This window comes from Streptomyces sp. NBC_00385 (genome assembly GCF_035917155.1).
GTDB lineage: Bacteria > Actinomycetota > Actinomycetes > Streptomycetales > Streptomycetaceae > Streptomyces > Streptomyces poriferorum.
The window spans coordinates 3951313-3974502 of record NZ_CP107951.1 but is presented as its reverse complement, the minus strand read 5'-3'; the positions used below and the strand labels follow the sequence as shown (position 1 = coordinate 3974502).

Annotated in this window: 16 protein-coding genes, 4 rRNA genes and 2 pseudogenes; 9 read left to right on the top strand and 13 right to left on the bottom strand. The window is 66.9% G+C overall.

Annotated features, from left to right (window positions below; all coding sequences use genetic code 11):
• Positions 1–48: 48 nt before the first annotated feature.
• Positions 49–165: ribosomal RNA gene (rrf, locus tag OG959_RS17560) — 5S ribosomal RNA — on the top strand.
• A gap of 567 nt (positions 166–732) precedes the next feature.
• On the opposite strand, the pseudogene OG959_RS17555 reads toward rrf (OG959_RS17560), so the two are convergent.
• Positions 733–1262 (bottom strand): annotated as a pseudogene (locus tag OG959_RS17555) (transposase); the annotation flags it as partial.
• 131 nt (positions 1263–1393) lie between these two features.
• Between OG959_RS17555 and cpt the strand changes: the two are divergent.
• The 3 genes from cpt to OG959_RS17540 all read left to right on the top strand — a co-directional run bounded on the left by cpt (position 1394) and on the right by OG959_RS17540 (position 3637).
• Positions 1394–1915: a chloramphenicol phosphotransferase CPT gene (gene cpt, locus OG959_RS17550; RefSeq protein ID WP_326666438.1), complete on the top strand. Its 522-nt coding sequence runs from the start codon at positions 1394–1396 to the stop codon at positions 1913–1915.
• Between the two features lie 89 nt (positions 1916–2004).
• Positions 2005–2577, top strand: a complete 573-nt coding sequence (locus OG959_RS17545) for an AAA family ATPase (protein ID WP_326666437.1) — start codon at positions 2005–2007, stop codon at positions 2575–2577.
• Positions 2578–2710: 133 nt separating this feature from the next.
• On the top strand, positions 2711–3637 hold the full coding sequence (locus OG959_RS17540) for a hypothetical protein (RefSeq protein WP_326659525.1): 927 nt from the start codon (positions 2711–2713) through the stop codon (positions 3635–3637).
• A 144-nt stretch (positions 3638–3781) separates the two neighbouring features.
• Here the strand turns inward: OG959_RS17540 and OG959_RS17535 are convergent, their stop codons facing one another.
• Both OG959_RS17535 and OG959_RS17530 read right to left on the bottom strand, forming a co-directional pair.
• Positions 3782–4102, bottom strand: coding sequence for a contact-dependent growth inhibition system immunity protein (locus OG959_RS17535; protein ID WP_442805587.1), 321 nt, complete (start codon positions 4100–4102; stop codon positions 3782–3784).
• 70 nt (positions 4103–4172) lie between these two features.
• Positions 4173–4568: a hypothetical protein gene (locus OG959_RS17530; RefSeq protein ID WP_326659523.1), complete on the bottom strand. Its 396-nt coding sequence runs from the start codon at positions 4566–4568 to the stop codon at positions 4173–4175.
• A 638-nt stretch (positions 4569–5206) separates the two neighbouring features.
• On the opposite strand from OG959_RS17530, the gene OG959_RS17525 reads away from it, so the two are divergent.
• The 3 genes from OG959_RS17525 (at position 5207) to rrf (OG959_RS17515) (ending at position 10354) form a co-directional block, all read left to right on the top strand.
• Positions 5207–6732 (top strand): 16S ribosomal RNA (locus OG959_RS17525).
• A gap of 301 nt (positions 6733–7033) precedes the next feature.
• Positions 7034–10158 (top strand): 23S ribosomal RNA (locus OG959_RS17520).
• Between the two features lie 79 nt (positions 10159–10237).
• Positions 10238–10354: ribosomal RNA gene (gene rrf, locus OG959_RS17515) — 5S ribosomal RNA — on the top strand.
• The 16S, 23S and 5S rRNA genes sit together here, the layout of an rRNA operon.
• 70 nt (positions 10355–10424) lie before the next feature.
• On the opposite strand, the gene OG959_RS17510 is transcribed toward rrf (OG959_RS17515), so the two are convergent.
• The 4 genes and pseudogenes from OG959_RS17510 to OG959_RS17495 form a co-directional block, all read right to left on the bottom strand.
• The gene (locus tag OG959_RS17510; RefSeq protein WP_326659521.1) at positions 10425–11090 is read right to left on the bottom strand and encodes a response regulator transcription factor; all 666 of its coding nucleotides are present in this window, start codon (positions 11088–11090) and stop codon (positions 10425–10427) included.
• A complete protein-coding gene (locus OG959_RS17505; RefSeq protein ID WP_326659519.1) occupies positions 11087–12343 on the bottom strand; it encodes a sensor histidine kinase in 1257 nt (418 codons plus the stop codon). Before OG959_RS17505 ends, OG959_RS17510 begins: the two co-directional genes overlap by 4 nt.
• Positions 12344–12385: 42 nt before the next feature.
• Entirely contained in the window at positions 12386–13177 is a 792-nt protein-coding gene (locus tag OG959_RS17500) for an ABC transporter permease (RefSeq protein WP_326659517.1), read from the bottom strand.
• Between the two features lie 22 nt (positions 13178–13199).
• Positions 13200–14111, bottom strand: a pseudogene (locus tag OG959_RS17495) (ATP-binding cassette domain-containing protein); the annotation flags it as partial.
• A 139-nt stretch (positions 14112–14250) separates the two neighbouring features.
• Between OG959_RS17495 and OG959_RS17490 the strand changes: the two are divergent.
• Positions 14251–14808, top strand: a complete 558-nt coding sequence (locus tag OG959_RS17490) for a GNAT family N-acetyltransferase (RefSeq protein WP_326659515.1) — start codon at positions 14251–14253, stop codon at positions 14806–14808.
• Positions 14809–14815: 7 nt separating this feature from the next.
• Here the strand turns inward: OG959_RS17490 and OG959_RS17485 are convergent, their stop codons facing one another.
• On the bottom strand, positions 14816–15643 hold the full coding sequence (locus OG959_RS17485) for a class I SAM-dependent methyltransferase (protein WP_326659513.1): 828 nt from the start codon (positions 15641–15643) through the stop codon (positions 14816–14818).
• Between the two features lie 72 nt (positions 15644–15715).
• On the opposite strand from OG959_RS17485, the gene OG959_RS17480 reads away from it, so the two are divergent.
• Positions 15716–16318: a TetR/AcrR family transcriptional regulator gene (locus OG959_RS17480; protein WP_326659510.1), complete on the top strand. Its 603-nt coding sequence runs from the start codon at positions 15716–15718 to the stop codon at positions 16316–16318.
• A 66-nt stretch (positions 16319–16384) separates the two neighbouring features.
• Here OG959_RS17480 and OG959_RS17475 read toward each other — a convergent pair whose 3' ends face one another.
• From OG959_RS17475 to OG959_RS17455, 5 genes are read right to left on the bottom strand one after another with little or no spacing between them, the layout of a single operon-like run.
• Positions 16385–17941 carry a type IV secretory system conjugative DNA transfer family protein gene (locus tag OG959_RS17475; RefSeq protein WP_326659508.1) on the bottom strand — a complete coding sequence of 519 codons (1557 nt, stop codon included), beginning with the start codon at positions 17939–17941 and terminating at the stop codon, positions 16385–16387.
• A gap of 1 nt (position 17942) precedes the next feature.
• Positions 17943–19361 carry an ATP-binding protein gene (locus OG959_RS17470; RefSeq protein ID WP_148019504.1) on the bottom strand — a complete coding sequence of 473 codons (1419 nt, stop codon included), beginning with the start codon at positions 19359–19361 and terminating at the stop codon, positions 17943–17945.
• A gap of 40 nt (positions 19362–19401) precedes the next feature.
• Complete coding sequence (locus OG959_RS17465; RefSeq protein ID WP_326659505.1) at positions 19402–20952, bottom strand: SCO6880 family protein; 1551 nt, start codon at positions 20950–20952, stop codon at positions 19402–19404.
• Positions 20949–22322 (bottom strand): hypothetical protein, encoded by a 1374-nt coding sequence (locus OG959_RS17460; protein WP_326659503.1) that lies wholly within the window; start codon positions 22320–22322, stop codon positions 20949–20951. Before OG959_RS17460 ends, OG959_RS17465 begins: the two co-directional genes overlap by 4 nt.
• A complete protein-coding gene (locus tag OG959_RS17455; protein ID WP_326659501.1) occupies positions 22312–23175 on the bottom strand; it encodes a hypothetical protein in 864 nt (287 codons plus the stop codon). The genes OG959_RS17460 and OG959_RS17455 overlap by 11 nt, the downstream gene beginning before the upstream one ends.
• Positions 23176–23190 lie beyond the last annotated feature (15 nt).

Here is a 23190-nt window from a genome sequence, read left to right as displayed (position 1 = left end):
ATAACGAACGGCCGTGTTTTGTTCCGGTGTTGGTTAATTTCATAGTGTTTCGGTGGTCATTGCGTTAGGGAAACGCCCGGTTACATTCCGAACCCGGAAGCTAAGCCTTTCAGCGCCGATGGTACTGCAGGGGGGACCCTGTGGGAGAGTAGGACGCCGCCGAACTCCTTTTGATAGTTAAGCCCCGTGCCCTTGTGGCACGGGGCTTTTCTGCGTTTACAGGGCCTTCAGCCTGCGGCCGGCGAGCTGGACTGGTCAGGTACATGCGCGGGGGTGCTTGGTTTATGTGGCTGGCCCGGGCGGTGCGGTCTACCGGACGCGAACGGCTTCGTTGGAGGACCTGGTCGAGTGGCGAGAACCTGCTGGCCCGTCATGCCACGATGATGGGATGCAGGTGCCGGATGCCCTTGTGGATCTTCAGTTGTTGGTCTATCGGGAGCGGAGTGCGCTGGCCGGTTTCGTCAGATCCAGCGGTCCTAGCAACGGCTGGAGTTCCGGCGTTCGAGAGGAACCCGTTCGGCGCCAGCGTTCCCTGGAAGAGTCGGAGCGCACGCTGAAGGACGCTGTGCGAGGCGAGGCGCGCACGGAGGACCAACAGCGAGAGCTGCGACGCGTTCTGCGACGGCAGGCGGGGGCCGGACTCGCGACGAAGGATGTGGATCAGCCAGGGAGCGTGTCTGCGAGCGAAGGCTCGGTCTGATCACGCGGCGAGGGTTGGCCGTCCGCCCCAGCGAATGCCTCCTCGATCGGGTTTGCCCAGGGCGCGCAGGTCCGTGTGAAGCACAGCTCGACTCAGTGCTTCCTGGCCCAGTGCCGGATCGTCTCGCCCTTGTGGGCGGATGAATTGTCCAGGATGACGTAGATCGGGGCGCCGTCCGGACGGGCCGCGCGGATCGACCTGAGCGCGGCGAGGGTGTTACCGGCGCCCTTCTTGCGGCGGTTGACGCCCCAGAGGGTGTCGTCGACGGCGGAGTAGCAGCCGTGGAAGTGCCGGACACCGTGGGTGCGGTGGTAGGTCGCAGGGCGCCGTTCGGGGCGACCAGCAGAGGCCCGCACGATCCGGCGGTGGGGCGGATGCCGAGTGGGCCGACCTCGTCGAACGCGAATTCGCGGTCCTGGAAGCGGTCAGGAACGTGCTCGATGCGGTCGAGCTTGGCGTCGCGCTCGGGGCCCGGTGACTCCTTCCAGGTCTTGGTGCGCTGGAAGGAGACGCCGCGGCGGACCAGGAGGCACCGTAACTCCTCGCGGCCGACCCGGAGCACCAGCAGGCGGCAGGGCAGTGATGCGGATCTTGAGGCCACAGGATCGCGGTTCTGGCCTTCTGGGCAGCGTCCGCCGATATCCGTTTCACCCCGTGTGGGCAGCGACCTACTGTGGCTCGGTGACGACTCAGATGATCATTCTCAACGGTGGTTCCAGTTCGGGGAAGTCCGGGATCGTGCGATGCCTGCAGGACGTACTGCCCGTTCCCTGGCTGGCGTTCGGATGCGACTCGTTCGTCGACGCCATGCCCGTGAGGATGCAGACGTCGGACGAGGGGATCGTGTTCTCGGCGGATGGGGCGGTGAACGTCGGGGAGGAGTTCCGGGCGTTGGAGGCGGCCTGGATGAGGGGCGTGGTGGCGATGGTCCGTGCTGGCGCGAGGGTGGTCATCGATGACGTCTTCCTCGGCGGAGCCGCGTCCCAGCAGCGTTGGCAGAGGGCGCTGGACGGACTGCCCGTGTTGTGGGTCGGCGTCAGGTGCGACAGCGCGGTCGCGGCAGGACGTGAGGTCGCACGAGGAGATCGCACTCAGGGGATGGCGGCGGCGCAGGCGGATGCGGTTCACGAAGGGGTGAGCTACGACCTGGAGGTGGACACGACGCATACCGAGTCCCTGGTGTGCGCGCGAACCATTGCCGCCCGCCTCGGCTGATCGCAGGATCGGTGCCGGCGCACGCCGCCGGTGTGCGGGCTCCGATGGCGGTTGTGCCCGACCACGACCTCAGCGACGAGGAGACGCGTGTGATTGTCTGGGTGAACGGTGCGTTCGGCAGTGGGAAGACCACGCTCGTCGAAGAGCTGCGTCGGCGTCGGCCCGAGGCGCTGGTCCACGACCCGGAGATGGTTGGCTACGTGCTGCGCGAGATCGTGGAGGTCCCCACCGGCGACTTCCAGGATCTGAGGTTGTGGCGAAGGCAGGTCGTGCACCTGGCGGTGGGTCTTGTCGAGGAGTACCAGAGACCCGTACTCGTACCCATGACCCTGATCAACGCGGCGTATGTCGAAGAAGTCTTCGGCGCGCTGAAGGACGCGGGGGTCGTGGTCCATCACTTCTTCCTCAAGGTCTACGAGGAGGTCTTGAGGAAGCGGATCGAGGGGCGGAGCTTCACGCCGGACCATCCCGAGCAGGATGAACGGGTCCGGCAGTGGTGCAAGGCCAGGATCGAGCCGTGCACGGCCGCTATGAGTACGCTCCCCAGCGACACCGTGTTCCTGGACGGCGAGCTGACAACGACGGAGTTGGCCGACGGCGTGCTGGCTCGCGTGGGTGGGGGGTCGGGCGGGTCGGCCTGGTGTCCAAGGTCGCTTTCATGACGAGGCCCACGCCTTCGCGCCCTCTCGATGTTGAGGCGCTCTTCCCGGAGTTGGCCGACTATCGGGGGACGACAACACGGCTTCACCCGCGCCCGGGTGCACCGGATCCGGCGGCCTGCTCCGTGGGCGGCCCATGTTGTGGCCGGCGGGTGAACCGTGGCCCGTATGCAGCGAGGCCCACGGCCGCGGGCGCGGGCGACGGCCTGCCGACATCCGCCGCTACCGACAGGTCCTGGCTTCGGCATGGGCACGCGAACCGGTCTCCGGTCCGACGGACGAGGAACGGGAGCTCCTGGGCGACCTGCACCGGGATCACCGGATCGCGGGGGCGGCCGAGACCGACCCGCTGCCGATGGTCGGCCTTGCGCAGCTGTACCGGCGGGACGTGCCCGACCTTCCGGCGGGGCCGGGCGACTGCGACCTGCCCCAGGTGTTCTGGTGCCCGTTCAACGCACACGGCCCTGGCAGGTACGACCTGGAGGTGCACCTGCGCTGGCGGCGGTCGTGGGAGGTCGGCGAGGCACTGACGGCGCCTCCGCAGCCGCTGGTCGTGGGGTCCGACGGCTTCGTGCCCGGGCCCTGCGTCTTGTACCCGGAGCAGGTGGTCACCTATCCGGACGCCGGCCTTCTGCCCGAGGAGCTGTGCTCCCGGATCGACGCCTGGGAGGAAGCACTTGAGGGAGACGCCGAGCAGTCTGCGGACGGAACCACGGCAGAGCCGCTCGGCTACCAGTACGACCTGTCCATCCCGTCCGGCTGGCGCGGGGGCTTCGCCTCCTGGCACGCGACTGATCCGTACCCGATGGGCTGCCTGGTCTGCACGACACCGATGAGCCTGCTCCTGACCATCGACAGTTCGGAGTGGGACGGGGAAGCGGCAGCTGGATCCCGCTGGAGGAACGGGCCCAGCCCACTTACCGGCGCGCGTCTCCCACCCAGGTCACCGTCGGCCGCTGGGGTGAGCTCAACGTGTTCGCCTGCCCCAGCGATGCTGATCATCCACATCGCTGGAGCATTCAGTAGCTTGTCGCGGGCGAGCGCCGTCGCTTCTGTCTCCTGAAAGAGGGTCCTGGCGGACCAGGGCTCGCGTCAGGCCGTGCGACCGGAGTGTTCCGCCGGCTCACCCGAGGTGGCCCGGCTGCACCGTCAGGACCGCGACGACTTCGGTGCGCACCCCGTAGCGAACGACAGTCGTCTGCGCCTGTCAGGGACTCTGGACAGAGCTTAGGAATCGCTCGACCGTGCTCAGCCGGTCTGGCGAGATGTCGGAGAGACCGCCCACTGCGAGCGTCAGTTGTTCCGGAAGGTCTGGGTAGGCGCTCCAGACAGCTGGGCTCCTGGCCAGGACCGCGCGCAGCAGGTCTCCCTCGTACATGTCGCCCGCGGCCAGCGGGTTGTCACGGAGTACCTCCACCGCGAGAGCAAGGAGCACCGGAAGCCCAACGTCCTGCCCGATCAGCAGGCGCGGGTCCTCAACGGTCAGAGTTCCGACAGGCTTGCTGCGCAGGGCATGTGCTGTCGCCATGAGATACGTGGCGTCAGCCGGGGGCGTCGGCCAGCGAGCACCTTCGAGTTCCTCAAGGGACCGGCTGCGGTCAGAGCTGGAAGGGGTGAAGGGCGACCTTCTCGCGCTCGAGGAAGAGCTCGACCCATGTGCCCGCGAGGCCTTCGGACAACGGGGCGGCGAGGTCCAGCAGGACCTGCGTGCCGTCGAGGTCCAGCACGGCCGCCCCGTCCACGGTGAGGTTCAACCGCCCGCGCAGGACAACACAGCGCCCGCCAGACCGGAGTCCTGGCCCGGCTTCGGTAGCCGGCTTGGCGTTCCGCCCCCAGGCGATGTCCTCGTCGACCGTCCACTCGACGTGGTACTCGCCCGGTCCAGCCGCCTGGTCACCGCACCAGCGGACCGAGGTCCCCCCGAGCGGGGTGCGGATCTGGGCCAGCCAGGGACTCGAGGGAAACTTGACGACCCTCACCAGTTCGATCAGCATCGTCCGATCGTGCTGTAGCGGAGCTCCTGCCGGAAGCGGTGAAGTCGTGCCGATGCCGCCTCGAAGTCCGTTGGCACGTCGGCGGGTTACTGATGCGCGTTCCAGGCCGGGCCCTCGCACGCGGTCGGTGCGGGACGTCGCAGCCCGGTGCGGGCGGGCCCAGAGAGGCCCGGGCCCATGTGCCGAGGGTCGTGGAAATGATGGGGCGTCAGGCAAGGCCGGGGGGTGGGAATCGAGCCCGAAAGTCTCTGGTAGAGTTGAGCTCGCTGGAAAGGGAAAGCGCGAAAGCGAAGAACTGGAAAGCGAAAATGCGAAACCCGCTTCGACCGGGAATCGGACACGAAAGAGTCTGATAGAGTCGGAAACGCAAGACCGAAGGGAAGCGCCCGGAGGAAAGCCCGAGAGGGTGAGTACGAAGGAAGCGTCCGTTCCTTGAGAACTCAACAGCGTGCCAAAAGTCAACGCCAGATATGTTGATACCCCGACCTGTTTCGGCAGGTTCGAGGTTCCTTTGAAAGTCCTGCCAGGCCTTTACCGGCTTGGTAGGCAATGCACACAGCGAGGACATAGCGAACGACCGGTCCTATTCCGACTCGGTTGTTCCGCTCTCGTGGTGTCTACCCGATTACGGGAAAACATTCACGGAGAGTTTGATCCTGGCTCAGGACGAACGCTGGCGGCGTGCTTAACACATGCAAGTCGAACGATGAAGCCTTTCGGGGTGGATTAGTGGCGAACGGGTGAGTAACACGTGGGCAATCTGCCCTTCACTCTGGGACAAGCCCTGGAAACGGGGTCTAATACCGGATAATACTTTCTCTCTCATGGGGGAAGGTTAAAAGCTCCGGCGGTGAAGGATGAGCCCGCGGCCTATCAGCTAGTTGGTGGGGTAATGGCCTACCAAGGCGACGACGGGTAGCCGGCCTGAGAGGGCGACCGGCCACACTGGGACTGAGACACGGCCCAGACTCCTACGGGAGGCAGCAGTGGGGAATATTGCACAATGGGCGAAAGCCTGATGCAGCGACGCCGCGTGAGGGATGACGGCCTTCGGGTTGTAAACCTCTTTCAGCAGGGAAGAAGCGAAAGTGACGGTACCTGCAGAAGAAGCGCCGGCTAACTACGTGCCAGCAGCCGCGGTAATACGTAGGGCGCAAGCGTTGTCCGGAATTATTGGGCGTAAAGAGCTCGTAGGCGGCTTGTTGCGTCGGTTGTGAAAGCCCGGGGCTTAACCCCGGGTCTGCAGTCGATACGGGCAGGCTAGAGTTTGGTAGGGGAGATCGGAATTCCTGGTGTAGCGGTGAAATGCGCAGATATCAGGAGGAACACCGGTGGCGAAGGCGGATCTCTGGGCCATTACTGACGCTGAGGAGCGAAAGCGTGGGGAGCGAACAGGATTAGATACCCTGGTAGTCCACGCCGTAAACGTTGGGAACTAGGTGTTGGCGACATTCCACGTCGTCGGTGCCGCAGCTAACGCATTAAGTTCCCCGCCTGGGGAGTACGGCCGCAAGGCTAAAACTCAAAGGAATTGACGGGGGCCCGCACAAGCAGCGGAGCATGTGGCTTAATTCGACGCAACGCGAAGAACCTTACCAAGGCTTGACATCGCCCGGAAAGCCGTAGAGATACGGCCCCCCTTGTGGTCGGGTGACAGGTGGTGCATGGCTGTCGTCAGCTCGTGTCGTGAGATGTTGGGTTAAGTCCCGCAACGAGCGCAACCCTTGTTCTGTGTTGCCAGCATGCCCTTCGGGGTGATGGGGACTCACAGGAGACTGCCGGGGTCAACTCGGAGGAAGGTGGGGACGACGTCAAGTCATCATGCCCCTTATGTCTTGGGCTGCACACGTGCTACAATGGCCGGTACAATGAGCTGCGATGCCGCGAGGCGGAGCGAATCTCAAAAAGCCGGTCTCAGTTCGGATTGGGGTCTGCAACTCGACCCCATGAAGTCGGAGTTGCTAGTAATCGCAGATCAGCATTGCTGCGGTGAATACGTTCCCGGGCCTTGTACACACCGCCCGTCACGTCACGAAAGTCGGTAACACCCGAAGCCGGTGGCCCAACCCCTTGTGGGAGGGAGCTGTCGAAGGTGGGACTGGCGATTGGGACGAAGTCGTAACAAGGTAGCCGTACCGGAAGGTGCGGCTGGATCACCTCCTTTCTAAGGAGCATCTAGATTCCGCAAGGAATCCAGAGACCATTTCGTCGGCAAATGTTCGACGGTGGTTGCTCAAGGGTGGAACGTTGACTATTCGGCACGATGAGCACGGTTTCGTTAGTACTGCTTCGGCGTGGAAAACGGGAACGGGTTGATCGGGTCGGGCACGCTGTTGGGTATCTGAAGGTACGGGCTCATTTGAGTCTGTCCTTCGGTTGCCGGCCCCAGTGAACTCGTTCTTCGGAGCGGGGTGATGGGTGGCTGGTCGTTGTTTGAGAACTGCACAGTGGACGCGAGCATCTGTGGCCAAGTTTTTAAGGGCGCACGGTGGATGCCTTGGCACCAGGAACCGATGAAGGACGTGGGAGGCCACGATAGTCCCCGGGGAGCTGTCAACCAAGCTTTGATCCGGGGGTTTCCGAATGGGGAAACCCGGCAGTCGTCATGGGCTGTCACCCGCTGCTGAACACATAGGCAGTGTGGAGGGAACGAGGGGAAGTGAAACATCTCAGTACCCTCAGGAAGAGAAAACAACCGTGATTCCGGGAGTAGTGGCGAGCGAAACTGGATCAGGCCAAACCGTATGCGTGTGATACCCGGCAGGGGTTGCGCATGCGGGGTTGTGGGATCTCTTTTTCATGGTCTGCCGGCCGTGAGACGAGTCAGAAACCGTTGATGTAGGCGAAGGACATGCGAAAGGTCCGGCGTAGAGGGTAAGACCCCCGTAGCTGAAACATCAACGGCTCGTTTAAGAGACACCCAAGTAGCACGGGGCCCGAGAAATCCCGTGTGAATCTGGCGGGACCACCCGTTAAGCCTAAATATTCCCTGGTGACCGATAGCGGATAGTACCGTGAGGGAATGGTGAAAAGTACCGCGGGAGCGGAGTGAAATAGTACCTGAAACCGTGTGCCTACAAGCCGTGGGAGCGTCGCTGTGTGTGCTTGCACATGCAGTCGTGACTGCGTGCCTTTTGAAGAATGAGCCTGCGAGTTTGCGGTGTGTTGCGAGGTTAACCCGTGTGGGGAAGCCGTAGCGAAAGCGAGTCCGAATAGGGCGATTTAGTAGCGCGCTCAAGACCCGAAGCGGAGTGATCTAGCCATGGGCAGGTTGAAGCGGAGGTAAGACTTCGTGGAGGACCGAACCCACCAGGGTTGAAAACCTGGGGGATGACCTGTGGTTAGGGGTGAAAGGCCAATCAAACTCCGTGATAGCTGGTTCTCCCCGAAATGCATTTAGGTGCAGCGTCGTGTGTTTCTTGCCGGAGGTAGAGCACTGGATAGGCGATGGGCCCTACCGGGTTACTGACCTTAGCCAAACTCCGAATGCCGGTAAGTGAGAGCACGGCAGTGAGACTGTGGGGGATAAGCTCCATGGTCGAGAGGGAAACAGCCCAGAGCATCGACTAAGGCCCCTAAGCGTACGCTAAGTGGGAAAGGATGTGGAGTCGCAGAGACAACCAGGAGGTTGGCTTAGAAGCAGCCACCCTTGAAAGAGTGCGTAATAGCTCACTGGTCAAGTGATTCCGCGCCGACAATGTAGCGGGGCTCAAGCGTACCGCCGAAGTCGTGTCATTCACACATATAGGGCCAACGCCTGTGTGGATGGGTAGGGGAGCGTCGTGTGCCGGGTGAAGCAGCCGCGGAAGCGAGTTGTGGACGGTTCACGAGTGAGAATGCAGGCATGAGTAGCGATACACACGTGAGAAACGTGTGCGCCGATTGACTAAGGGTTCCTGGGTCAAGCTGATCTGCCCAGGGTAAGTCGGGACCTAAGGCGAGGCCGACAGGCGTAGTCGATGGACAACCGGTTGATATTCCGGTACCCGCTTTGAAACGCCCAATACTGAATCAGGCGATGCTAAGTCCGTGAAGCCGGCCCGATCTCTTCGGAGTTGAGGGTAGTGGTGGAGCCGACGAACCAGACTTGTACTAGGTAAGCGATGGGGTGACGCAGGAAGGTAGTCCAGCCCGGGCGGTGGTAGTCCCGGGGTAAGGGTGTAGGCCGTGTGGTAGGTAAATCCGTCACACATTAAGGCTGAGACCTGATGCCGAGCCGATTGTGGTGAAGTGGATGATCCTATGCTGTCGAGAAAAGCCTCTAGCGAGTTTCATGGCGGCCCGTACCCTAAACCGACTCAGGTGGTCAGGTAGAGAATACCGAGGCGTTCGGGTGAACTATGGTTAAGGAACTCGGCAAAATGCCCCCGTAACTTCGGGAGAAGGGGGGCCATCACTGGTGAGGGAACTTGCTTCCTGAGCTGGGGGTGGCCGCAGAGACCAGCGAGAAGCGACTGTTTACTAAAAACACAGGTCCGTGCGAAGCCGTAAGGCGATGTATACGGACTGACGCCTGCCCGGTGCTGGAACGTTAAGGGGACCGGTTAGCTGACTTTCGGGTCGGCGAAGCTGAGAACTTAAGCGCCAGTAAACGGCGGTGGTAACTATAACCATCCTAAGGTAGCGAAATTCCTTGTCGGGTAAGTTCCGACCTGCACGAATGGCGTAACGACTTCTCGACTGTCTCAACCATAGGCCCGGTGAAATTGCACTACGAGTAAAGATGCTCGTTTCGCGCAGCAGGACGGAAAGACCCCGGGACCTTTACTATAGTTTGATATTGGTGTTTGGTTCGGCTTGTGTAGGATAGGTGGGAGACTTTGAAGCGGCCACGCCAGTGGTTGTGGAGTCGTCGTTGAAATACCACTCTGGTCGTGCTGGATGTCTAACCTGGGTCCGTGATCCGGATCAGGGACAGTGTCTGATGGGTAGTTTAACTGGGGCGGTTGCCTCCTAAAGAGTAACGGAGGCGCCCAAAGGTTCCCTCAGCCTGGTTGGCAATCAGGTGTTGAGTGTAAGTGCACAAGGGAGCTTGACTGTGAGACCGACGGGTCGAGCAGGGACGAAAGTCGGGACTAGTGATCCGGCAGTGGCTTGTGGAAGCGCTGTCGCTCAACGGATAAAAGGTACCCCGGGGATAACAGGCTGATCTTCCCCAAGAGTCCATATCGACGGGATGGTTTGGCACCTCGATGTCGGCTCGTCGCATCCTGGGGCTGGAGTCGGTCCCAAGGGTTGGGCTGTTCGCCCATTAAAGCGGTACGCGAGCTGGGTTTAGAACGTCGTGAGACAGTTCGGTCCCTATCCGCTGTGCGCGTAGGAATATTGAGAAGGGCTGTCCCTAGTACGAGAGGACCGGGACGGACGAACCTCTGGTGTGCCAGTTGTCCTGCCAAGGGCATGGCTGGTTGGCTACGTTCGGAAAGGATAACCGCTGAAAGCATCTAAGCGGGAAGCCTGCTTCGAGATGAGTATTCCCACCCTCTTGAAGGGTTAAGGCTCCCAGTAGACGACTGGGTTGATAGGCCAGATGTGGAAGCCCGGTAACGGGTGGAGCTGACTGGTACTAATAGGCCGAGGGCTTGTCCTCAGTTGCTCGCGTCCACTGTGTTAGTTCTGAAATAACGAACGGCCGTGTTTTGTTCCGGTGTTGGTTAATTTCATAGTGTTTCGGTGGTCATTGCGTTAGGGAAACGCCCGGTTACATTCCGAACCCGGAAGCTAAGCCTTTCAGCGCCGATGGTACTGCAGGGGGGACCCTGTGGGAGAGTAGGACGCCGCCGAACTCCTTTTGATAGTTAAGCCCCGTGCCCTTGTGGCACGGGGCTTTTCTGCGTTCCCGGCCAGGAACGGCCTTCAGCCTGCGGTGACCAAGTGGGTGTCGTACGCCAGGATGACCGCCTGAACGCGGTCCCTGGCTCCGGTCTTCGCGAGGATGCGCGAGACGTGCGTCTTTACCGTCGATTCGGCTACATGGAAGCGTTCGGCGATTTCCGTGTTGGTCCAGCCCTGTCCGATGACGGTGAGGATCTCCCGTTCCCGGTCGGTGAGTTTCTCGATCCGTGCGTCCGGGGTCGCGGGTCCGCCGGGGGCGGCCGGCAAGTGCTGTACGTACGCGTCCAGGAGACGGCGGGTCAGGCTCGGGGCGACCACCGCGTCGCCGCTGGCCACGGCCCTGATGCCGGAGAGGAGCTCCTCGGGCAGCGCGTCCTTGATCAGGAAGCCGCTGGCGCCGGCGCGCAGACCGTCGTACGCATAGCGGTCCAGGTCGAACGTGGTGACGATGAGGACGCGCGTGCGGGAGCCGGTCCTGATGATGCGGCGGGTCGCCTCGATTCCGTCGAGCAGGGGCATGCGGATGTCCATCAGGGCGACGTCCGGCTGGTGGCGGTCGACGAGCTGGAGGGCCTCGTGGCCGTTGGCGGCCTCGCCGACGACCGTCATGTCGTCCTGGCTCTCCAACAGCATGCGGAATCCGAAGCGTTGCATCGGCTGGTCGTCCGCGATGAGCACGGTCGTCACGAGGGGGAGTCCTCCAGAGGGAGTCGGAGCCGTACCTGCCAGCCTGTGGCGGCGGGGCGGCCGGCTTCCAGTGTGCCGTCGTACAGGGAGGCGCGTTCGCGCATGCCCGTGATGCCTTGACCGGTGCCGGCGGGCGGGACGTCGGTGGGGTGCGGGGTGCCGTTGTCCGTGATCAGGACCTCCAGCTCCGTCGGACGGTACGTCAACGTGACCTCGGCTGCCAGGGATTCATCGGTGGCCCCGTGCTTCAGCGTGTTCGTCAGTCCCTCCTGCACCACCCGGTACACCGTCAGCTGGCGTCCGGCGGTGAGCGGGATGGGCGGGGGTGTGCCATTGCGGTTCAGGTGTACGGGGAGGCCTGCGTTGCGTACGCCCTCCAGGAGCGCGTCGACGTCGTCGAGTGTGGGCTGCGGAGTGCGGTCGGCCCGGTCCGGGTGGTCGCGCAGGACGCCCAGCAGGCGGCGGAGTTCGGCGAGGGCCTGGCGGCTGGTGGTGCCGATGGCGTCCAGGGCCTGGGCGGCCCGCTCGGGGCTCTTGGCCGCGGCGTAGGCACCGCCGTCAGCGAGGCCCGTGATCACGGACAGGTTGTGGCCGATGATGTCGTGCATCTCGCGGGCGATCCGGGTCCGTTCGGCGGCGGCCGCCAGTTGGGCCTGCTGGTCGCGTTCGACTTCCAGGCGGTTGGCGCGGTCGACGAGGGCCTCCGTGTACTCCTTGCGCGTACGGACCACGATGCCGACGAGGGCGGCGAACGCGAACGCGTACAGGTGCGGGACGAAGACGCGGTCCCAGTCGTCCGGGAAGTGGCCCGATCCGATCGCGAGCGGGGCGAGCACGATCGCGCCCGACCATGCCAGGGTCCGCACGGGCTGCCGCAGCGCGATGTTGAAGACGACGATCTCCTGGAGGAACGCGGCCTGGATGACCGCCCCCGTCCAGATGTTGACCAGGGAGAACGGCGCCATGAACAGCAGCACGGCCAGCGGATGGCTGCGGCGCCACAGCAGCGGGGCGGAGAACGTCACGCTCATCGCCAGGACCAGCGACGCCGGCACGTCGTCGTCGAGGGCGACCGTGCGCCAGCCGCCGGTCGAGACATCGAGGACGGCGAACAGTACCCAGAACGTGGTGAGCAGTCCGTCCCAGACGAGGGGGCGGCGGCGGTCGAACGCGCGGACCCGCTGGACCAGGCGCTGGATGTGACCGGTGAGCGGGGAGGCGCCCGTCGGGCGGTGGGTGTCGTCGTCCGTCACTTGTCCCTCACTCGTTCATCCTCGCGCCCGGTCCCGTGGGTGTCACGCGTCGCGGCGTCGCAGCAGGGCGGCTGCAGCGATCAGTGTGGCCCCTGCCCACAGGGCGAGGGCGAGCAGGGCTCCGCCGGTGGAGGCGGCGTCGGGGAGCGGAGTCGCGGAGCCCAGGACGCCTGCCGCCTGGGTGGGGAAGTAGCGCACGGCGGTCTCGACGGCGTCGTACGGGAGCATGCCGAGAACCTCGGGCAGGACCATGACACCGCCGATGAAGGCGCCGATCGCGCCCGGGACCGAGCGGAGCAGGGCGCCGAGGCCGAGAGCGATGAGGCTGAGGAGGGTGGCGCCGACCGCGTTGCCCGCGACGGCCCGGAGTACGCCGGGGTCGGTGAGGGCAGCCGCCTGGTCCGTGTCGTGGAGGAAGAGCTGTGCGACGACGAACGTGAGGAGCGAGGTGGCCAGCATGACGCCGAGGACGGTGGCGGTGAAGACGGCGGCCTTGGCCCAAAGGACCGGGAGCCGGCGGGGGACAGCGGTGAGCGAGGCGCGGATCATGCCGGAGGAGTACTCCCCGGCGGTGACGAGAATGCCCAGCACCACCGTGCAGAGCGTGCCGAGGGTGGTGCCGTAGAGGACGAGGATCACCGTGTCGACGTCCGAATCGCCGCCGTCCGATGTGTATGTGGTGCCCATGACGATGCCGACGGCGAGGACGAGGGCGGCGGCCGAGCCCAGGGTGATCCAGCTGGAGCGCAGGGTGCGGAGCTTGTGCCACTCGGAGCGCAGTACCCGGGTGGGGGTGACGCGGTAGGGGTGTGGGGCGGGTGCCGTGGTGGTCATGCGAGGGCTCCGGTCGGTTGGGGGGGGCGGTGACCCGGTACTCGACGGCTTCCTGGGTGAGGTCCATGAAGGCCTGCTCCAGCGAGGCGGCGAGCGGGGTGAGTTCGTACAGCGGGATGGCGTGGGCGGCGGCGACGCGGCCGATGTGGACGGAGTCCGTGCCGCGGATCTCCAGTCGGTCCGGGCCGTCCGCGCCGGTGGTGATGTCGATGCCGGGGCCGCGCAGCAGGTCGCGCAGGACGGAGGCCTGGGGGGTGACGACCTTGACGGCGGTGCCGCCCGCGCCGGCGACGAAGTCGGCGACGGTGGTGTCGGCGAGGAGGCGCCCGCGTCCGATGATGACCAGGTGGTCGGCGGTGAGGGCCATCTCGCTCATCAGGTGTGAGGAGACGAGCACGGTGCGGCCCTGCGTCGCGAGGGATTTGAGCAGGGTACGGATCCAGAGCACGCCCTCCGGGTCGAGTCCGTTGACCGGCTCGTCCAGGATCAGGGTGGCGGGGTCGCCGAGCAGGGCGGCGGCGATGCCGAGCCGTTGGCCCATGCCGAGCGAGAAGCCCTTGACGCGTTTCCCGGCCACCGCGGTCAGCCCGGCCAGGTCGAGGACGTGCTCCACACGGCTGCGCGGGATGCCGTGGGTGTGGGCGAGCGCCATGAGGTGGTGGAAGGCGGTCCGGCCGGGGTGGACGGAGCGGGCCTCCAGCAGGGCGCCGACTTCGGTGAGGGGTGCGCGGTGGGTGGCGTAGGCGCGTCCGCCGATCGTGGAGCGGCCGCGGGTGGGGGCGTCCAGGCCGAGGAGCATGCGCATGGTCGTGGACTTTCCGGCGCCGTTCGGGCCGAGGAAGCCGGTGACGGTTCCGGGGTGGACGGTGAAGTCGAGGTCCTGGACGACGGTGGTGTCGCCGTACCGTTTGGTGAGTTCGTAGGCCCTGATCATGCGGTCGACGCTACGGAGCGGGCGGCGGCCTGGCGTCGGACCGGGGGCGGGATCCGGCGGTGGACGTAGTACCGGGGTACGACGGTGGCCCTGGCCGAATCTGTTTGCGCGGGTGTCGGCGACAGGTCAGGATCGGGGCATGGACTACGTGATACGCCCGGTGCGCGCCGAGGAATGGCGGCTGGTCAAGGAACTGCGGCTGGCCGCTGTGCAGGATCCGGTGGCGCCGGTGGCGTTCCTGGAGACGTATGAGCAGGCCGCGGAGCGGTCCGACGACTTCTGGCGGGAGCGGACGGCCGGCGGGTCCGAGGCGGGCGATGGCGGGGCGAGGCAGTTCATCGCGGAGGCGCCCGACGGGAGTTGGGCGGGCACGGTGACCGTGCTGATCGAGCGGCCGGACGGCGAGGTGCGGTTCGGTGAGGTGGCGGCGGTCCACCAGGCGCATGTGGTCGGGGTGTTCGTGCGGCCCGAGGCGCGCGGCAGGGGCCTGGCGGAGGAGTTGTTCCGGGCCGGGACGGACTGGGCGTGGTCGCTGGGTGAGCCGTTGATCGAGCGCGTACGGCTGTATGTGCACGAGGACAATCCGCGGGCGGCGGCGTTCTACCGCCGGATCGGGTTCGTGCCGACGGGGGAGAGCGTGCCGATGCCGGGTGACCCGACGGCCAGGGAGCTGGAGTACGCGGTGGTGCGTCCGTAGGGCCTGCTCAGGTGGCGCCGTGGCGTACGGCGGTCGTGGCCAGGGTGGTGTAGTTCATGGTGAAGCGTCCGCCCAGGGAGTCGATGGCGTCCCCGACCGCGTTCAGGATTCCGGCGAGTTGCTCGGGGCGGAGCTGGGTGAGGCCGCCGGTGGTGGGCAGCAGGGCCAGCCACTGGTCGCGTGTGTAGGACTGTTCCCAGTCGAAGCGCCACTGTTCCGTTTCGTCGAAGTGTCCGGTCTCGTCGATCGTGTCGGCGACCTTGGCGTAGGCCGCCCGGTAGAGGTCCAGCGGGCGGCGAGCCGGTCCGTTGCTGAACGGGGAGTCGGGTGCTGCCCGCCGGTATGCGGCGGCGAAGGGTTCGGCCACCTCGGCGGGCGGCTCGTACGCGTGCCCGAAGACGGCCAGACGTCCCCCCGGGCGCAGCACCTGTGCCGCCTTCGTGGCGCCGGTGGACGGGTCCACCCAGTGCCACGACTGGGCGGCGACGACCGCGTCGAACGTCCGGCCGGCCGGCTGCCAGGCTTCGAAGGTCGCCACCTCGACGTTCAGGCCGTGGGACTGCGCGAAGGCGGCCATCCTGGCGTCGGGCTCGACGCCGAGGACGGTGCAGCCGACGGCCTGGAACTGGCGGGCTGCGATGCCGGTGCCGCAGCCGATGTCGAGTACGTCGGGGCCGGGGCTTGCGTTGACGATCCGGTTCACCAGCGCGGCCGGGTAGCCGGGCTGTGCCCGGTCGTAGCGCTCTGCGTCCACGCCGAAGGACTCGGCGATCCGGCGGGACTCGTGCGGCTTCGACGGGGGCGGTTCCGGGTGGTCCCTCGATACGATGGGCATGCGCCCACTCTAGTGGGCGTGTGCCCACTCGCCAATGACGCGGGCGGGCGACATCATCGAGAGGATCTGCGAGTGCCGACCGGTGTGCACCTTCGCGGCGCGCGGCAGCAGCTGTTCGACGCGGCCGAACGCGTCCTGTTGCGGGACGGGCCGAACGGGCTGACCAGCCGGGCCGTGACCGACGAGGCGGGCTGTGCCAAAGGCGTCCTGCACCGGCACTTCGCCGACTTCGACGCCTTCCTCGCCGGCCTCGTGCTCGACCGGGCCGCCCAGCTGGAGACGCAGGCGGGGGCGCTGCGCGAGTCCGCAGGGACCGGCACGGTGACCGGGAACCTCACCGCGGCGCTGACCGCCCTGTTCGGACCGGTTCCGGTGGCGATCATCCCGCTCATCACCTTCCGGGACGCGCTGCGCACCCGGTTGCGGGAGGCCCGGCCCGGAGGCGGGATCGCGATCCTCGCCGAGGCCACGACCGCGGTCTCCGTCTACCTGGCCGCCGAGCGTGAGCTGGGCCGTATCGCGGCCGACGCGGACGTCGACTCGCTCACCCTGTCCCTGGTCGGCGGCGGGCATCTCCTGTTCACGGACCGCGAGGCCCCCGGCCCGCCGGACACGGCGGCCGTCGAACGGTTCGTGGCCGTGGCCGTCGCCGACGCGGTGCGGCGCCGGCCCTAGGGTCCTGTCGTCAAACTGCCGTCTGCCGCGCGACGGCAGTTTCACGACAGGCTCTAGTCCCCTGGTTCAGAGGGTGGTCGGCGTCTGGAGCTGCTGGGTCCAGTGGGCGCGGGCCTGTTCGCGGGAGCGGAGCAGGGCGATGGTCGGCAGGCCCTGTTCCTCGCCGGTGGTGAGGAGTTCCGGCAGCCGGGGCAGGGGTGCGACGGCCGCGATGTCGTCGAGGACGAGCGCCATTGGTGGGTCGAGCCGGCCGTCGGATGACCGTGCGGCCATGCGGCGGCCGTGCTCGACCACGTCTGAGGCGAGCGCCGTGAGCAGGGGCATCGCCCCGGGGCCCGAGCGCGGGTTCTCGATGGGTTCGCCGACCACATAGAGGCTGCCCCCCTCGTCCACGAATGATTCCAGTGCGAGCGAATCGGCTCGGTTCGGTGTGCAGGCGTCCCGGATGTGGACCGAGGACAGGGCGCCGAAGGCCCGGACCGTCAGTTCCTGTGCCATCTCGCGCCGTTCGGGGTGTGCGGTGAGCGCGGACTCCAGCAGTCCGGCGAGTCCGGAGGCCGCCTTGGGGTGCGTACGGAGCAGGCGCACCGGTTCGTGGGCGCTGCCGCCGAGCGCCCAGCGGTGGACCTGGCGGAAGGGGCGGCCGTCGATCGCGGCGGCGTGCAGCCAGCACCGCAGGAGGGTCTCCGCGGTGTCGGCCGTCGCCGCGTCGATGCGGGACTGCGGCCGTACGGGGGCGAGGAGCGCGGCGGAGCGGGCGGCCGCACGGTCGGGCTGTTCGCAGCCGGTCGTGGGGGACCAGTGGAGCCGGGCCGGGGTGTCGCAGAGGTGGCCGGGGTCGTAGACGAGGACCGGGCCGAGCTTGGCCCGGGCGTCCTTCGTCTCGGCCCAGACGCTGGGGTCGGACGTGACGACGAGCACGGGGCCGTCCGCCTCGCGGATGGCCTGGACGGCGGTGGGCCGGCGGGTGGCGGCGGGGCCGTAGAGGACGAGGGGGGTGCGCGGGGAGGGGACGACGGGCGGGAGGGGAGTGGCCGGGGGAGGCAGCGGCTGGGTGGCTTCGGCCGGCGCGGTCAGTGGTCGGGTGGCCTCGGCCGGGTCCGCTTGCTCGGTGAACGGCCGAGCAGCGGCGGGTTCCTGGCGGGCGGCCCGCTCCTCGGGCGCGTACTCCTCGGGGACGTGCTTCTCGTGGACGTACTTCTGAGGGGGTTCGTTCCGCTGCTCCAGGCGTTCGGTACGCTGCCGGGCCCGGACGCCCCGCCAGCGGGCGATCACGCCCATCACGAACACCGTCAGGACGACCAGCACCATCAGCTGCCCGATGAACAGGCCCCAGAACAGCCCGTACCCGGAGAGCTCGCCGGCCGGGGTGGCCGGCCAGGCGGCCGGAAGGTCGTGCGGGGCCTCGACCAGCCGGCGCATGGCCAGCGGGGTCTCGGCGAGGGTCACGGCCTCGGGCCAGCCGCCGTGGGCGAGGAGGCCGGCCAGGCCGGTGGCCGTCCAGGCCAGCAGCGTCAGTCCGAGCAGGAAGAGCAGCAGCCCGATCAGCAGCCCGTCGGGGATGCCGCCACTGCTCCCGTTTCCGCCGCCGTTGCGTACGTCGCCGCGCCCCGCACCCGCCATGTCATGCCACCGTTGACTCGGACGACTCGTTCAGCCGTTGCTGGTTCTCGATCCGTGCCGCGCGTTGCTCCGCCTCCAGTTCGGCGGCGCGTACGTCCTCCGGGAGGAGATCGGATGCCGAGGACTCGGTCATGGCGCGGTCGGTGAAGACGAGGGGGCGTTCGGCCTCGGTGATCAGGTGTTTGACGACCTGTACGTTGCCGTTGACGTCCCAGACGGCGATGCCCGGGGTGAGCGTCGGGATGATCTCGACCGCCCATCGGGGCAGCCCGAGTACCCGCCCGGTGGCTCTGGCCTCGTCGGCCTTCTGGGCGTAGATCGTGCGCGTGGAGGCCATCTTCAGGATGGCCGCCGCCTCCCGTGCCGCGGCTCCGTCGACCACGTCGCTGAGGTGGTGGACGACGGCGACGAACGAGAGTCCGAGCCGTCGGCCGAACTTCAGCAGACGCTGGAAGAGCTGAGCGACGAAGGGCGAGTTGATGATGTGCCAGGCCTCCTCCACCAGGAAGATGCGCTTCTTCCGGTCGGGCCTGATCCAGGTGTGCTCCAGCCAGACGCCGACGATCGCCATCAGGATCGGCATGGCGATCGAGTTGCGGTCGATGTGTGAGAGGTCGAAGACGATCAGCGGGGAGTCCAGATCGATGCCGGCGGACGTCGGCCCGTCGAACATGCCGCGCAGGTCGCCGTCGACGAGCCGGTCCAGGACGAGTGCGACGTCCAGGCCCCAGGCCCGTACGTCGTCTATGTCGACGTTCATCGCCTCGGCGGATTCCGGTTCCGGGTGGCGCAGCTGGTCGACGATGTCCATCAGCACGGGCTGGCGGTCGGTCGTGGTCTCGTTCACGTAGGCGTGCGCGACCTTGAGCGCGAAGCCGGAGCGCTCGTCGAGGCCGTGGCCCATGGCGACTTCGATGATGGTGCGCAGCAGGGCGAGCTGCCCGGTGGTGGTGATCGCGGGGTCGAGCGGGTTGAGGCGGATCCCGCCGTTGAGCGCGGACGTGGGGTCGAGGCGGATCGGGGTGAGGCCGAGCTCCTGCGCGATGAGGTTCCACTCGCCGACGCCGTCCTCGCCCTGGGCGTCCAGGACGACGACCTGGCGGTCGCGGAAGCGGAGCTGGCGGAGCACGTACGTCTTCTCCAGCGCGGACTTGCCGTTGCCGGACTCGCCGAGCACCAGCCAGTGCGGGGCGGGGAGCTGTTGCCCGTACAGCTGGAAGGGGTCGTAGATGTAGCCCTTGCCGGAGTACACCTCGCGACCGATGATTACGCCGGAGTCGCCGAGGCCGGGGGCGGCGGTGGGCAGGTAGACCGCCTGGGCCTGTCCGGTCGAGGTGCGGACGGGCAGCCGGGTCGTCTCCACCTTCCCGAAGAGGAAGGCGGTGAAGGCGTCCGTCAATGCGGACATCGGATCTCGCATGGCGTGACTGACCTCCCTCTCGGTGTCGCGGACTGGTGGGCTAGCGGCGGATGCCGGTGGCGAACGGCAGGGTGTTGACGAAGGCGCGGTGGTGCTCGCGGTCGCACCACTCCAGCTTCAGATACGACTTGCCGGCGGAGGCCCGGATCGTCCGCTTGTCGCGGGCGAGGGACTCGGGCGAGCGCGACGACACGGTGATGTACCCCACGAGGTTGACCCCGGCCGCGCCGCTGGCGAGATCTTCACCCCGCTGGTCGAGCCGGCCGTGGGCGGCGATGTCGCGCGGGTCGACGGTGCGGTTCATCTTGGCCTGGCGGCTGGCCTCGGCCTCGTCGTTGGTCTTCTCGGTGAGCATCCGCTCGATGGCGATCTCGGTGGGTTCGAGGTCCATGGTGACCGCGACCGTACGGATCACGTCGGGCGTGTGGACGAGGAGCGGGGCGAGGAAGTTGACGCCGACGGGCGTCATCGGCCATTCCTTCACCCAGGCCGTGGAGTGGCACCAGGGCGCCCGGGTGGACGACTCGCGGGTCTTGGCCTGGAGGAACGTCGGCTCGACCGCGTCCAGTTCGGCCGGCCAGGCGTTGCGCTTCGTCATTGCCTGGATGTGGTCGATGGGGTGGTCGGGGTCGTACATGGAGTGTACGAGGGAGGCCAGCCGGCTCTGGCCGAGCGGCTGACGGACCCGGATGTCGGCCTCGGCGAGGCGGGCGCAGATGTCGGTGAGCTCGCGCGCCATGACGACGGCGAGCCCCGCGTCCCGGTCGAGCTTGCGGCCGGCGTGCGGTCGGGCGGCGCGGGCCATCGCGTTGGCCTCGGCGGCGAGCTCGCGGGTGAAGTGCATGCAAGCGACGAGGTAGGCGCGGTGCTGCTCGCTGGAGGTGGAGACCATGGACTGGAGCTGCTCGTACGACTCCTGCAGCCAGCCCGGGGAGGCCTTGTCGCCGCGCTGGGCGACGTCCTTGGCGTGGGCGTCGGGGTCGGCCGGCAGGGTGCGGGCCAGCATCTGGATACGGGTGACGAAGCCGTCCCCGTTGGCGACGTGCTTGAGCAGGGTGCCGAACCGGTCGACGAGGGCTTCCTGGTCCTCGCTGTCGCGCAGGCCGACGCCGGGTCCCTCGATCTCGATGGCCGCGGTGACGGTGCGGCGGTCGGCGTGCAGCAGTACGGCGATCTCGTCCGGCCCGAAGGGTGCGGCCAGCCAGTTGATCCGGCCGATGCCGGGGGGCGGGCCGATCTCGACCTCACGCCCGTCGGCGCTGACGCCCGCCTCCATGGCGGTGGAGCGGTAGGACGTGCCGCGGCGCAGCGAGCGTTTGAAGCTGCGGTTGATCTCGAACCATTTGTAGAAGGTCCGGTGCTTGTACGGGACGTAGACGATCGCCAGGGCGAGCAGTGGGAAGCCGGTGAGCAGCACGATCCGCAGGGAGAGGACCGGGACGAGCAGCCCGCTCATCATGCCGAGGAACGCGCCGCCGATGATCAGGGCGATCTCGCCCGTCTCGCGGTTCTTGCCGACGATCGCGTTCGGCCGGGCGCGGCCGATGAGATACGTACGGCGGGGCGCGATCGGATGGGACTGAGTGCTCAACGCCCGCCACCTCCTGTGCTCTTGTTACCTGAACTGCCTGGTCCACCGGATCCGCCGCGGGAGCCGCGGCTGCCGTGCGGGGTGCCGGACGTGGGGCCCGAACCGCTGCGGGGCGGAGGTGCGGCGGAGGGGACAGATCCGCCGCCGACCCCGCTCCCGGAGTTACGGGAGCTGTGCGCGGCGACTCCGCCGCTGACCGGGTTGGCGGGCCGGCCGCCGCCGCTGTTGTTGCCGCCGCTGTCCTGGCCGCCGCCCCGACTGCTGTGGGTCTTGATGCCCTGAGAGACGAGAGCGGCGGGCGAGCTGATCATCGCGGCGGCCTGGGAGCCGTCCGTGGCCTGCTTGCGGTTGGTGCGGGCGCCCTGGATCTCGTCGCCGAAACCGGGCACGAAGCGGTAGATCATGCCGGAGGCGAAGATGGCGAGCAGGATGATCGCCAGACCGGAGACGACGGCCGAGAACGCGTCGGGGCCGTCGTCCGACGACAGTGCGCCGGCCAGCCCGAGCACGATGACGATGACCGGCTTCACCATGATCACGGCGATCATGATGCCCGCCCAGCGGCGAACGTGTCCCCACATGTTCTTGTCGACGAGCCCCGCGTACACGGCGGTTCCGAGGAGGGCGCCGACGTAGAGCAGGGCGGCGCGGATCACGAGCTCCAGCCAGAGGATGCCCGCGGCGAGGATCGACACGAGCGAGACGACGATCAGCATGATCGGTCCGCCGCCGATGTCGGCGTCCTTCTTGAGTGCCTCGGCGAACGACCCGAAGAAGACGTCGGTCTGCCCGCCGGAGGACGAGGAGATGACCTCGGTGACGCCGTCGGTGGCCGACACGATCGTGTAGAGGATCAGCGGCGTGAAGGCCGATGCGAGCACGGTGAGCCAGAGGAACCCGATGGCCTCGGAGATCGCGGTGGTCAGCGGTACGCCGCGGATCGCCCGCTTGGCGACGGCGAGGAGCCAGAGGATGAGCGTCAGCACGGTGGAGGCGGCGAAGACGATCGCGTACTGCTGGAGGAAACGGGTGTTGGTGAAGTCGACGTTGGCGGTGCTTTTGACGGCCTCGCTGAGCTTGCCCACGATCCACGCCGCGGCGTCGGCACAGCCGCGGCCGAGGGAGGTGAGGGGGTCCTGGGCGGGGTCGACGCTGTCGGGGAGGTTGGACTTGGGGGCGGCTGCGTCGCCGCCTTCGCAGTAGTTCTTGGCTGGGCCGCGGATCAGATCGCAGGCGCTGTTGTCCTTGCTCGGCGTTGGACTCGGGGAGGGCTCGGCGAATGCGTGGCTGGCAAGCAAAACAGCAGACACTTGCAGTGTGGCTGCGAGGCCTGCCACCGAGAGGGCGCGATTCCGTCGCTTACCGGGCATACGTGAACCCTCCGAACTGTTCCACGGCATCGGCCATTTCCCCAGCGGGAGAGGCAGCCTGGTCACGGCCAACGGGAGCGGGGCCGTCCTTCTGTGTGAAGTCGGTGACCTTCCAGTCCCCATCGATCCACGTGAGCTCGAAGGTGTTCGTGAACCAGCTTTCGGAGACCGGGTTCTTCGAGCCTTCACCGGCCAGGCCGAACAGGGCTGAGTACCACACGGCGACGCTGGCTGTGTCGCCGCTGAACCTCACAACCTTCGTTCCGACTGGGTTGGAACGTGAGATGAACGACTGTCCTGCAGGAGCGGTTCCATCTGCGTTCAGGCCGATATTCGTGAGGAAGGACTGGTCGGAGTAGACGTTGTCCAGGTCGCCCTGACGGGCAGTAGCGACTGCAGGCGCGTACACAGCGTTGGCGATGGCGCGCCGACGCTCTCTGTCGAACATCTCGGCTGACCCGAGGGCAACTGAGTAGTTCGCCGCCGCGCTCTGCGCCCCCTGCTCATCGTGTGCGAACCCCGACGGAATCTCGCCGTTCTTCCCCGTCACCGGCTTCGTCCCCGTGGCCGCCGTCGACGTCGCGTCCGCCGTCTTGCCGTTGCTGCCCGACGCGCCGTCGCCGCTCCCGTCGCCCCCGCCCATGTTGGCGAACGCGATCGCTCCGAGCAGCAGGACGATCACGCCCACGACCGTGACCAGTGAGCGCGAGTTGCGGGCCGGGCGGCGGGGGCCGTAGCCGTCGCCGCCCTCGCCGTCGGGGAGGCGGGTGCGGGTCTGGCGGGTGCCGCCGATGGTGCTGTAGCCGTCGCCCGTACGCCCCGAGTCGTTGCCGTAGCCGTCGTCGTGACTCATGCCGCGTACGCCCCC